This is a genomic window from Campylobacter concisus (genome assembly GCF_902460595.1).
Classification (GTDB): domain Bacteria; phylum Campylobacterota; class Campylobacteria; order Campylobacterales; family Campylobacteraceae; genus Campylobacter_A; species Campylobacter_A concisus_BL.
The window spans coordinates 176,670-188,603 of the sequence record NZ_CABPVA010000002.1; the positions used below are offsets into that span (position 1 = coordinate 176,670).

Consider the following 11,934-nt stretch of genomic DNA (forward strand, 5'->3'; position numbering starts at 1 on the left):
TGTGGAACCGTATTTTTACTTAAAGTTTTTTTACAATAATCTTTAAAACCGTCATAGTCTATATTCTCAAACACGCTTACTCCTTCAATTATCAAAATTTACCAAAGTCACTTTCACAACCCATCAAATTCTTTTTTTAGTTCGTCCCTTAGCTCTTCGGCTCTATCTTCGCCGTTTTTGAAATTTGCCTTTACAAAGCCATCGATCTCGTCTAAAATTTCAACTAGTTCGCTCTCCCAGTTTGCATTTTCCCGCTTTAAAAGTGCCTCGACCTTATCTCTTATTTGTTCTAAGGTATCAAGCGCTTTGTCCTTGTCGCCAGCCTCATTTAGCGCATCTTCAAAGAGTATGTCTTGTCTTAAAGCATTTATCTTTTTTTGTATGACGTTGCAAAATTTAGGGTATTTCTCAGCGTTATTTAAATTTTGCAAAACCTCTTGCGCAGCTTTTTGATATGCAGGCACCGCTCCTTCATCGTCAAGTTTTTTGGTTAGTTTTTGTATCTGAAAATATAAAATAAGCGCCGCAAAAAATGCAAGCAGCAAATAGACCGTAACGCTATTCATTTTTACTCCTTTTTCTAAATTTATCTACGCTAATTATCGCAAGCGCCAGCCAGATCATACAAAATGAGATGACTTTGTAGCCATCTAAAATTTCGCCATAAATGAAGACCGCGCAAAGGATCGCGATGGTTGGTGAGATGTATTGCAAGTATCCGATCGTCGTTAAATTTATCCTTGTCGTAGCTGCGTTAAATGCGACAAGTGGCACGATGGTTACGATGCTTGAAGCGATCATTAAAAGTGAGTCCTCGTTTAGTCCAAAGTGGCTTTGCGAGTGAAAAACCAGCCATAAAACGTAGCCAAGCGCAAATGGAAACATAAAAAATGTTTCGATAAAAAGCCCATTAAATGCGCTAATCTTCGCCATCTTTCTAACCATCGCGTAAAATCCAAACGAAAGTGGCAATATGATAGAGACAAGTGGCAGGCCACCTTTAGCGTAAATTTGCACGCAGACGGCTGCGATGACGATGCAAACGGCTATGGCACTAGCTTTGCTCAGGCGCTCTTTAAAGATGATGACGCCAAGGAGCATGCTTATCAAGGGATTTATAAAATAGCCCAAACTCGTATCTAAAATTTTACCGCTACCCACCGCATAGACATAAACGCACCAGTTTATGGTTATAAAAATACCGCTTAAAAATAGAGCCTTTAGCGAGCGGATATCTTTAAGAAGCGCAAAAATTTCGCCCATTTTGCCATTAATGCAAAGCACTGCTGCCATCAAGAAAAATGACCAGATTATCCTGTGGGCTAAAATTTCATAAGCATCGACATCTTTGCTAAATAGGTTGAAATAAACCGCCAAAAACCCCCACATAAAAAAGGCGCTAAGCGCGAGAATAACGCCTTTTTGGCTCTCATTTAGTCTTGGTATTTTTGTCGCCTTTTATAGAATTTATACTATCTATCATCAAAAGTGTGACAGAGATGGCTAGGCAGATCATCAAAAAGTATGAGCTTTTCTCCAGTCTCTCGCCGATGGCAAATGAGACAAAAAGCATCATTATAGGCTCAAAATATGTAAGCAAACCAAGCACATTTATCGGCACGAGCGTGCTTGAGAGGATCTGGGCGATGAGGGCTATGCCGCTGATAGCACCAAGCAAGATGAGCAGATAGTAGATGTTTGGATTTTGGCTCATTACGTAGTCCATATCGGCTGTGAGCGCAAAATAAAATGAGAATAAAAACATAAAAATTATCTCGATAACAAAGCTTGAGAAATTTGCAAGGTTGTAGTACTTTCTAATGGTAAAATAGACTGGATAAAGGCAAAAAACTACAGCGCTCTCCCACGAGATGCCACCACTAATGACTGCTGTGCTAAAGACGCCAATGGCAGCGAAAAATATCGATGCTAACTTTGTTTTTGAGAGGTGCTCTTTGAAAAATATCCGTCCAAAAAGGACCATGACTATTGGCATGATGAGGTAGCCTATCGAGACTTTTAGCGCTGCGCCGTTACTTGGAGCCCAGAGATAGAGCCACATCTGAAATGAGACGATGAGCGAGGTGGCAAGCAAAACTAGTAAAATTTTAGGTTTCAGCTTTATTTTTAGAAGTAAAAATTTGAAATTTCGCTGCTGTTTTAACAAAAAAATGGCGGCGATGACAAAAGGCATGGCAAAGATCATGCGGTATCCAATAAGAGCTTGCGTGCTGATGGGGTTCATGAGCACTGACATGTAGTAAATGCAGTTAAATAAAACTGATGCCAAAAGCGAATAAAAAATGCCTTTTATCATGAAAAAAATCTTCTCTTTTTTTGGGTAAATTTAAAGTAGCGATTGTATGCAAAATATCTTTAATAACCCATTAATGGCTTTTATTTTTTAAGTTTTGCGTGATATAATCAGCGCTAAATTAAGGTAAAAGATAGGAAAATTTATGACTTGGAACAGAGATAGTTGGAGAGAATTTAACATCTTACAACAACCAACTTATCCAAATTTAAAAGAGCTAAAAGAGGCTGAAGAAAAACTAAAAGCACTTCCGCCTTTGGTATTTGCTGGTGAGGCTAGAAGTCTTAAAAATGAGCTTGCAAAAGTTTGCAACGGCGAGGCCTTTTTGCTTCAAGGTGGCGACTGCGCTGAGAGCTTTACAAATTTTAACGCAAACAACATCAGAGATATGTTTAAGGTCTTACTTCAAATGGCGATAGTTTTAACCTTTGGTGGCGGCTGTCCAGTGGTCAAAGTAGGCCGCGTAGCAGGGCAGTTTGCAAAGCCCAGAAGTAGCGATTATGAAGAGGTAAATGGCGTTAAGTTGCCAAGCTATAGAGGTGACATCATAAATGGCTTTGAATTTGACGAAAAGGCTAGAGTTGCCGACCCAAAACGCATGATAGAGGCCTACTATCAAAGTGCTTCTACGATGAACCTCTTAAGAGCCTTTTCAAGAGGAGGTTTGGCAGATCTTCATCAGGTGCATAAGTGGAATTTAGGCTTTGTTAAAAAGCCAGAGATCGGCGAGAAATACGCTAAACTAGCTGACGATCTAACAAAAACTCTATCTTTCATGGCAGCTTGTGGCATCACTTCGGCAAACACTCCAGCGATAAATCAAACAGCAGTCTATACATCTCACGAGGCGCTACTTTTGCCTTATGAAGAGGCACTAACTAGGGTTGATAGCCTTAGTGGCGAGTGGTACGACTGCTCAGCTCACATGCTTTGGATAGGCGAGAGAACGCGCGGCATAAACGACGCTCACGTGCATTTTTTAAGTGGTGTGAAAAACCCTATCGGCGTTAAGATCGGACCAAGCGCAAAAGCTGAAGACGTCGTCGCACTTGCAAATAAGCTAAATCCAGAAAATGAAGCCGGCAGACTAAATGTGATAATCAGAATGGGCGCTGATAAGATCGGCGAAAATTTACCAAAAATTTTAAGAGAGCTAAAACGCGAGGGGCTAAATATCGTTTATAGCATCGATCCAATGCATGGCAATACCGTTAAAGCCTCGAACAACTACAAAACTCGTGAATTTAGTAAAATTTTAAGCGAGGTTAGAAGCTTTTTTGAAATTCACAAAGCCGAGGGCACAAGAGCAGGTGGCGTGCATCTTGAGATGACTGGCAAAGATGTGACAGAGTGCACCGGTGGCGCGCTAAACATCACTGAAAGCTCGCTAAAAGAGAGATATGAGACGCAGTGCGATCCAAGACTAAATGCTGATCAGGCTTTAGAGCTTGCATTTTTGATGGCTGATCTAGTTAAAAAAGCTTAAAATTTATAAAATTTGGAGAGAAATATGGCAAATATTTATGATCTAATAGTAGTTGGTGGCGGACCTTGTGGTATCGCTAGTGTAGTTGAGGCCAAAAGAAATGGCTTAAGCAATGTTTTACTCCTTGAAAAAGGCGACAACCACAGCCAGACTATAAGAAAATTTTATAAAGACAATAAACGCGTGGATAAAGAGTATAAAGGGCAAGATAGCACGATCCATGGGCTAGTTTCGTTTGAAGATGGCACAAAAGAGAGCACGCTTGATTATTTTGACAAGCTACTTGACTCTGAGAATATCGAGGCGTTTTTTAACTCTGAGGTCGAAAGCGTAAAAAAAGAAGGAGAAATTTTTAAAGTAACTACCTCAAAAGCTGTCTATGAAGCCAAAAACGTGATGGTCTCTATCGGCAAAATGGGACGACCAAACAAGCCTGATTATAAGATCCCGCCATCACTAAATTCAGTTGTAAATTTTAACCTTGATAACTGCACAAACGGCGAAAAAGTGCTAGTTGTGGGTGGTGGCAATTCTGCGGTTGAGTATGCTATCGAGCTTTGTCAGTATAATAAAACTACGATCGCTTACAGAAAAGATAAATTTAGCCGTGTAAATGAGACAAATTTAAGCGCACTTTGGGAGCTTGAGAAGCACAATAAGATAAAAGTAAGACTAAATCACGATATAACCGAGATCGATAATGAATCAGGCAAGGTAAGAGTGCATTATGAAAATGGCAAGATCCGTGTCTATGATAGGGTTGTTTATGCGATCGGTGGCTCAAGTCCGGTTGATTTTCTACAAAAATGTCAGATAAAAACTGATGAGAAAGGCACCCCGATAGTTGATAGCAATTACCAAAGTAGCGTGCCAGGACTATACGTGGGAGGCGACATCGTTTTAAAAAATGGCGGCTCGATAGTAGTCGGACTAAATCACGCTCATAGCGTTATCAAAGATATCTTAAAAGGCAAGGCACAAGCTTGATAAATAAAATCGCACTAGCTATTGTTTGTCTGATAGCTGGCTTTTCTCTTTCGTTTTTGAAATTTCAAAAAGAGGACGAGGCGCCAAAAGATACTAATCAAACGATTTATTCTATAAATTTTGATGATCTCCCTGAAGAAGAGAAGCAAAGATATGTAAGCAAAGATGATCTTTACGAGTATGGCGGCTACATCACGCCAAAGAGCTACATGCAAAATTTTGTTGATGATAAGGATCTAAATTTATCAGACAATGTAAAAGAGCTTCAAGAGCAAGTGCGCGAGCTAAGCAAAAAAAATGAAATTTTGGCCGCTGATAATGTCGATATGAGCGAGAAAAATTTAGACTTTATAAGCAAAATTTCAGAGATGAAAAGAAATATCGAAAATGAAAAAAACGAGATAGTAGAAAAAAATCAAAAGGCTCTTGGCGAGCTTGAGGCGCAACACTTTGAAAATATCCAAGCTTTGACAAAGCGCCTAAATGAAGCGCAAGCTGATATGATAGAGAGTTCAAAGGCTTATGAGAAAAAGATAATCGACCTTGAAAATGCGATAAATGACGCTAGAAGTGACGATGAGAGCAAACTAAAAGATGCCAAGGCCAGCTTTAATAAATTTAAAGAGAGTTTTGAGGCAAACTACACCGCTTTAAAAGAGCAAAATAACGAGCTAAATGCGACGCTTGCACAAAAAGAAGCTCTTATAAAAGAGTATGAAAAAGCTCAAAGCGAAAAAGATAGAGGCGAGAAAAAAGAAATTTTGATTTTAAAAGAGGAGATCGAGCGAGTTAAAAATGACGCCGACACTCAAAAATTTAGCTACGAAAAAGAGATAAATGCACTAAATGATGGCTTTGAGACACAAAAGAGTGTTATGGAGGATGAGCTTTCTAAAAAGGCAAACAAGATAATCGATCTGCAGGAGGCTCTTGAGTCAAACAAGACCGCACTAAAAGATAGAATTTACGAGCTTGAAGAGATCAAGAAAAACCTAAACTCAAAAGATCTAATGGCGCAAAGCTATAATGGCAAAAATTTAGAGCTAAATGCCTCGCTTGCGGCACTTCATAAGAGTTTTGACGATCTAAAACAAAAGAGCCTAAAAAGCGAGCAAGAGAACAAGCTTGCAAATGAAAATATAAGCTCGCTTAAAAAAGAGCTTGAGAGGGCAAATGCCCTAAATAAAAAGCTTGAAAAGCAAAATTTAGACGCAAACTCAACTCTAAGTGAGCTAAGCAAAAAGCTAAGTTTAAGTGAAGAGAGCCTTAAAAAGAGCCAAGAAGAGCTAAAAGCGCTTGATACGAAGACAACTAAATTTCTAAAAACGCTATTTGATCAAAACCAAACCATCTCTTTGCAGTCGCAGAAACTTGGCTCAAACGAGGGCGAGCTAAAGAATTTGAGCTCAAAGCTCGATCTAAAAGATGCAAAGATAAAGGAGCTTGAAGAAAATGTCACAAAGACAAGTCAGATGCTCCTTTCTAAGCAAAGCGAGCTAGAAACTCAAAAAAGAACACTAAAGATCGATATGCAAAACTATGAAATTTTGCGTCAGCAAATAAACATGCTACAAAAAAAGATAGTCGATACCTCAACATTTTTAACCGATAACAACAAAAGTGGCGGCAAAAATTTACTAAGCTTGCAAAATGAACTAGAAAATGCAAAACAAAAGCTAAATGAGAGCAACAAGACGATCGAGCGGCTAAATTCAAAGATAAATGAGCTAAGCTCAACCACTCACAAAGGCGGTAGCGGTAGTGTAAATGCCCAGATAGTCGAGCTCCAAAAAGATATCGAGCAAAATTTAAACAGACAAGATGAGCTTGAAAATGAAAATGTAAATTTAAAAAATATCTTGCAAGCTACGACAAAGCCAGAGACCCCAACAAAGCTCGTCCTCATCTCTAGCATCGAGTGCGACGATATGGACTCAAAAGACAAAGTGAGCATAATGTGCAAAAACAGAGTGAGCGAGTTTTTGCAGAGATTTAACTCAAACTACATGTATGAGATCATTCCGATCGTGGACAAGAAAAATTTTGTCATCCCATCAAATATCGCTCAAAATATCAAAAAAGATGACCTCGGCAAGCTAAATAACTACGTAAATTACGGCGTTGGTAAAGAGCGTGCAAAGGCAGCGGCTGAGCTTATAAAAGAGGAATTTGGCGACTTTGCAAGGATCAGCTTTAGCTCTGAAGTGATCGTAAAAGATGTGACGCGCGGCTTTATCATCAAGGTTTATAGATGATCTTAGCCCAGCTTGAAAATGGCTATCGCTACAACAGCGATACGCTCGTTCTTTATGATTTTATTTGCGCGAGCTTTGGCGAAATTTCTGGCAGAGTTTTGGACGTTGGAGCAGGGTGCGGGATACTTGGACTTTTGATTAAGCGTGACTTTAAAAAGATAGATCTAAGCATGCTTGATCTTTTGGAGCTAAATAGCGAAATTTCTAGCTTTAACGCAAAGAGTAACTGCTTAGAGGCTAGAGCTATAACGGCTGATTTTGCAAATTTTAAAGATAGTGAGAAATTTGATCTAATCATCTCAAATCCGCCCTTTTATCATGACGGTGTTACAAAAAGCCAAAATGAGCACATAAAAGTTAGTAGATATGCAAGCTCGCTAAATTTAAAGGATTTTATAAGAGGCATAAGCGTAAATTTAAAGCCACATAAAAGGGCTTTTTTTTGCTATGCGCCAGATGATCTTAGCGAGATAGTGGCTTGCTTAAAAGAGTATAAGCTAAATTTGGTGAGCTTAAAATTTGTCCATACTAAAAAGGATAAGCCAGCAAATTTGGCTTTGCTTGAAGTGCGAAACAACTCAAACTCAAAGCTAAAAGTCCTGCCGCCTCTTGTAATGAGCGAGGATGGCTCGCACACGAAAGAGGCAAGCGAGATCTTTAAAAAAGCAGATACAAACAGCATCTCTTACAAGGAGATAGCGTGAGGGCTGATGGTTTTAGCTATGAGTTTGATCCTAGCTTTTGCGAGAGTTGCGGAGGCAAATGCTGCACTGGCGAGAGCGGCTACATCTGGATAGATGAGGGTGAAATTTTAAAATTTTGTGCCGCTTTTGGTATGCCAAAAGATGAGTTTGAGAGCAAATTTTTAATACGTGTCGGGCTTAGGCGAAGCATCAAAGAAAAGCCTTATGATGACGGTTTTGCTTGCATATTTTTTGATGAGAAGAGCAAAAACTGCTCGGTTTATGAGCTAAGACCTAAGCAGTGCAGGACATTTCCGTTTTGGGATTATTTTAAAAAAAATTTAAAGGAGCTAAGAGCAGAATGCATTGGCGTAAAATTTTAATAATTTTTATAAGCGTATTTTTTAGCACGCATCTGCTTGCAGATGATAACAAAAGTGTAAATTTACGCCTAATGCAAGCTCTCATCTCGCAAGATAGTGGTGATGTAAATGCTAGCATCCAGACCTATCTAGGGCTTTTTAAAGAGACAAATCAAAAGACATATCTAAAAGAGGCGATCAAGCTAGCCTTTGCTACAAAAAATGAAAATTTAGATAGCCTCATGAGTGATGGCGAGAAGAGCTTAAAAGACGATAGCGATTTTATCAGGATCAAGGTTGCAAATTTAGTCAATCTCTCGAAGCTAAACGAGGCAAAAGAGCTTATGCAAGAGCTTGCCACAAAAGAGCCAAACGCTCAAAATTTACTCATGCTTGGCACTATTTGTATGATGCAAAATGATACGGTAACGGCGCTAAAATACTTTGAGGAGGCATACTCGCTAAAGCCTGAAGAGGAGAATTTACTCCGCATCGTTGATATTCTTTTAAACCGCATGGATAATGTAAATGATGCGACAAAATACCTCGAGAAATTCCGCGAGGAGCAGGGCTGCACTCAAAAGACATGCGAGCTTTTGGCTGAAATTTACTCTCAGCAAAGAAATTTTCCAAAGGTGATCGAGCTTTTTGAAGAGATCTACGACATCACTCACGACACCTCTTATCTTGACAAGATCGTGCAGTATTTTGTCTATGCTAAAAATTACAAAGCGGCTATTGAAATTTTGAAAAAATATGGCTACAACGACGCTACGCTGATGGATCTTTACGCTGCGACTGGAAATTTTGGCGATGCATACGTTTTGGCGGTTAAAATTTATAACGATAGCAGGGATCTAAATTTCTTAGCAAAGGCCGCCATCTACGAGTACGAGATGAACAAAGATAGCCTAGATGAGAAAAAGATCACTGATATCTTAGATAAATTTGAAGCTAGCGTGCCAAAGCTTAATAACGATATGTTTTTTAACTACTACGGCTACTTGCTCATTGATCACGAGATAGACCCTAGAAAGGGCGTGGAGATGGTACAAAAAGCACTTGAGATCTCGCCTGACTCGCCTTACTACGAGGACTCGCTAGCATGGGGGTACTTTAAGCTTGGCGAGTGCAAAAAGGCAAAGGGCATAATGATGCATGCGATGAAAGATGTTGATTTTAAGGCTTCAAAAGAGGCAAAAGAGCACCTGCATCTAATCGAGCGCTGCATAATAAATTTAAACAAAAGGCTTAAAAAATGATACTTGATGAGATCATAAAAAAGACAAAAGAGGATCTAAAAAAGCGAAAAGCTGACTATCCGCAGGAGTGGCTAGGTCGCTCGCTCGCATACAACCCATACGTGCCAAGAGACGTTTTGGGCGCACTTAGATCAAACAAAGATGAGCCTATAAAGATCATAGCCGAGATAAAAAAGGCAAGCCCAAGCAAAGGTGTGATAAGAGAGGACTTTGAGCCGATCAAGATCGCTCAGGAGTACGAGCAGTACGCAAATGCTTTTAGTATCCTAACCGAGCCTCACTGGTTTAAGGGCGACATCGAGTATATCACGCAGGTTCGCCGCTACGCCTCAAGGCCTATCCTTAGAAAAGACTTTATCGTTGATAAGTATCAAATTTTAGAAGCGCTTGTTTATGGAGCAGACTTTATCCTGCTCATCGCCAAAGCACTAACTCAAGGCGAGCTAAAAGAGCTACTAGAATACGCGCACCACTTGGGGCTTGAGGTCTTAGTAGAGACCCATGACGCGAGCGATGTGAAAAAGGCTGTTTTTGCAGGAGTAAATATAATAGGGATAAATCATAGAAATTTAGATGATTTTACGATGGATATGAGCCTTTGCGAAAAGCTCGTGCCACTTTTGCCAAACGGCAAGATAATAGTCGCTGAAAGCGGACTTTACGAGCATGAGCAGCTTTGTGAGCTAAACAAGATCGGAGTTGATGCCTTCTTGATAGGAGAGCATTTTATGAGACAAGATGATATAAAAAATGCCGTTAAAAAGATAAAGGAGGGCGAGTGATGCAGCACCTTTGTGCCCCTTGGAGAAGCGAGTATTTCAGCGCAAAAAAAGATAGTTGCGTCTTTTGCGAGATCATAAATTCAAAAGAAGACGACGAAAAAAATGGCGTGCTTTTTCGTGCTAAGCACTGCTTTGGGATAATGAATTTATACCCATATTCGCCAGGACACTTTATGATCATACCAAATCACCACACCGACAAGATCGAGGAGCTTGACGAGCAGACGTGGTTTGAGATGAGTAAATTTGTAAGGCTTGGGGTTGAAATTTTAAAGCGTGAGCTTCACGCTCAAGGCGTAAATATCGGTATGAATTTAGGCAAGGCAGCAGGCGCTGGCATAGCTGAGCACGTGCATTATCACCTTGTGCCAAGGTGGAGTGGGGATACAAATTTCATCACAACGATCGCTGATGTGAGAGTAAATGGCACGCCGTTTCATCCGCTTTATCAAAAACTAAAAAAGGCTTTTAGTGGCGTTATTTGAGCTTGATATTGAGCAGTGGCTTGAAAAAAGAGACGAGTTTGAAGTCCTGATAGACGCTAGATCGCCACATGAGTATGCCTACTCACATATAAAAGATGCTCTAAATTTATACGCACTTGATGATGCTGAGCACAAAGAGGTTGGCACGATCTACAAAAGTGACAGAGCCCTAGCAAAGAGTCTTGGCGCAAAATATATCTGCAAAAATTTACAAAATATCATCGACGAGGTCTATAAAAGGGCCAAGGTTGGCTCAGCAGTTGGCATCTACTGCGCAAAGGGCGGGCTTAGATCAAGCTCGGTTGGCTTTGTGCTAAGCATGATAGGATATAGAGTTTTTAGGCTAAATGGCGGCTACAAGGCATATAGAAATCACGTTTTGGAGTTTTTAGAGCGTCCTTTAAGCACGAAATTTATCACTCTTTTTGGCAACACTGGCTGCTATAAAAGCAAGCTAATAAGGGCACTCTTGCCGTCAATCGACCTTGAAGCGATGGCAAATCACTTGGGCTCAGTCTTTGGCGCGATAAATGGCGCGCAGCCTAGTCAAAAAAGCTTTGAAGATGCGCTTTTTGAAAAGCTCATCACACTAAAAGATCAAATTTGCTTTATCGAGGGCGAGAGTAGAAGGATCGGCTCGCTAACACTTCCAAAAAGCCTTTATGAGGCGATGCGCAGCGGCATCTGCGTTGAGGTTAGCGCAAGTTTAGAAAATAGAATTTCTTGCATCACAAGCGACTATAAAAGCGTGGATAAAGCCTTTTTTGATGAGTGCATAAAGAAAATTTCGCCCTTTATCGATAAAGAGGCCAGAGATGAGGCTGTGGCTAAATTTAATGAAAATGACATCGCCAAAGTGGCTGAAATTTTACTTACAAAATACTACGACAAAGTCTATAAGAAAAATAAAAACATTGATGTCTTTATAAGCTCTGACGACTTTGAAGAGGCTGTTAAAAAGCTAAATTTGATAAGAGCTGAGGTGAAATTTTAAATCCTTTTGCTGCTTTGTCTGGGCTAAATTTCACCTACAAATTTAAATTTATTCTCTTTGGCTTGGTTAAATTTGCTTTTAAATTTAAAATAGATCGTTTTTGCACTAAAGATGGCTTAGTTTAAGGCTTTTTTATATCACAGCATAAAATTTCTAGTTAAATTTATCTGTTTATCTGTTTATCTTGGCTGGATTGGTTGTCTGGTTGTCTGGTTGTCTGGTTGTCTGGTTGTCTGGTTGTCTGGTTGTCTGGTTGTCTGGTTGTCTGGTTGTCTGGTTGTCTGGTTGTCTGGTTGTCTGGTTGTCTGGTTGTCTGGTTGTCTG

The 11,934-nt window shown here is 39.9% G+C and carries 12 protein-coding genes; 9 read left to right on the plus strand and 3 right to left on the minus strand.

Features of this window, described 5'->3' with window-relative positions; all coding sequences use genetic code 11:
* Nucleotides 1-113 precede the first annotated feature (113 nt).
* The 3 genes from F3G86_RS05620 to rarD (F3G86_RS05630) are packed head-to-tail and all read right to left on the minus strand — an operon-like array spanning nt 114 to nt 2,317.
* Nucleotides 114-566 carry an aryl-sulfate sulfotransferase gene (locus F3G86_RS05620; protein WP_149723263.1) on the minus strand — a complete coding sequence of 151 codons (453 nt, stop codon included), beginning with the start codon at nt 564-566 and terminating at the stop codon, nt 114-116.
* Nucleotides 559-1,446, minus strand: a complete 888-nt coding sequence (rarD, locus tag F3G86_RS05625; protein WP_149723264.1) for an EamA family transporter RarD — start codon at nt 1,444-1,446, stop codon at nt 559-561. Before rarD (F3G86_RS05625) ends, F3G86_RS05620 begins: the two co-directional genes overlap by 8 nt.
* Entirely contained in the window at nt 1,430-2,317 is an 888-nt protein-coding gene (gene rarD, locus F3G86_RS05630) for an EamA family transporter RarD (RefSeq protein ID WP_009293763.1), read from the minus strand. Before rarD (F3G86_RS05630) ends, rarD (F3G86_RS05625) begins: the two co-directional genes overlap by 17 nt.
* Nucleotides 2,318-2,459: 142 nt before the next feature.
* Between rarD (F3G86_RS05630) and F3G86_RS05635 the strand changes: the two genes are divergently transcribed.
* Genes F3G86_RS05635 through mnmH form a run of 9 tightly spaced genes read left to right on the plus strand, consistent with a single transcriptional unit; the run spans nt 2,460 to nt 11,610 of the window.
* The gene (locus tag F3G86_RS05635; RefSeq protein ID WP_149723265.1) at nt 2,460-3,800 is read left to right on the plus strand and encodes a class II 3-deoxy-7-phosphoheptulonate synthase; all 1,341 of its coding nucleotides are present in this window, start codon (nt 2,460-2,462) and stop codon (nt 3,798-3,800) included.
* Between the two features lie 24 nt (nt 3,801-3,824).
* Complete coding sequence (locus F3G86_RS05640) at nt 3,825-4,787, plus strand: NAD(P)/FAD-dependent oxidoreductase (RefSeq protein WP_002942343.1); 963 nt, start codon at nt 3,825-3,827, stop codon at nt 4,785-4,787.
* Nucleotides 4,784-7,042, plus strand: a complete 2,259-nt coding sequence (locus F3G86_RS05645) for a coiled-coil domain-containing protein (protein WP_149723266.1) — start codon at nt 4,784-4,786, stop codon at nt 7,040-7,042. The genes F3G86_RS05640 and F3G86_RS05645 overlap by 4 nt, the downstream gene beginning before the upstream one ends.
* Nucleotides 7,039-7,746 carry a tRNA1(Val) (adenine(37)-N6)-methyltransferase gene (locus F3G86_RS05650; protein ID WP_149723267.1) on the plus strand — a complete coding sequence of 236 codons (708 nt, stop codon included), beginning with the start codon at nt 7,039-7,041 and terminating at the stop codon, nt 7,744-7,746. Before F3G86_RS05645 ends, F3G86_RS05650 begins: the two co-directional genes overlap by 4 nt.
* Nucleotides 7,743-8,108 (plus strand): YkgJ family cysteine cluster protein, encoded by a 366-nt coding sequence (locus F3G86_RS05655; RefSeq protein ID WP_103615578.1) that lies wholly within the window; start codon nt 7,743-7,745, stop codon nt 8,106-8,108. Before F3G86_RS05650 ends, F3G86_RS05655 begins: the two co-directional genes overlap by 4 nt.
* Nucleotides 8,087-9,349 (plus strand): tetratricopeptide repeat protein, encoded by a 1,263-nt coding sequence (locus F3G86_RS05660; RefSeq protein WP_107850226.1) that lies wholly within the window; start codon nt 8,087-8,089, stop codon nt 9,347-9,349. Before F3G86_RS05655 ends, F3G86_RS05660 begins: the two co-directional genes overlap by 22 nt.
* Nucleotides 9,346-10,131, plus strand: a complete 786-nt coding sequence (gene trpC, locus F3G86_RS05665; protein WP_149723268.1) for an indole-3-glycerol phosphate synthase TrpC — start codon at nt 9,346-9,348, stop codon at nt 10,129-10,131. Before F3G86_RS05660 ends, trpC begins: the two co-directional genes overlap by 4 nt.
* Entirely contained in the window at nt 10,131-10,616 is a 486-nt protein-coding gene (locus tag F3G86_RS05670; RefSeq protein ID WP_087582184.1) for an HIT family protein, read from the plus strand. The genes trpC and F3G86_RS05670 overlap by 1 nt, the downstream gene beginning before the upstream one ends.
* Nucleotides 10,603-11,610, plus strand: coding sequence for a tRNA 2-selenouridine(34) synthase MnmH (mnmH, locus tag F3G86_RS05675; RefSeq protein ID WP_149723269.1), 1,008 nt, complete (start codon nt 10,603-10,605; stop codon nt 11,608-11,610). Before F3G86_RS05670 ends, mnmH begins: the two co-directional genes overlap by 14 nt.
* Nucleotides 11,611-11,934: the final 324 nt, after the last annotated feature.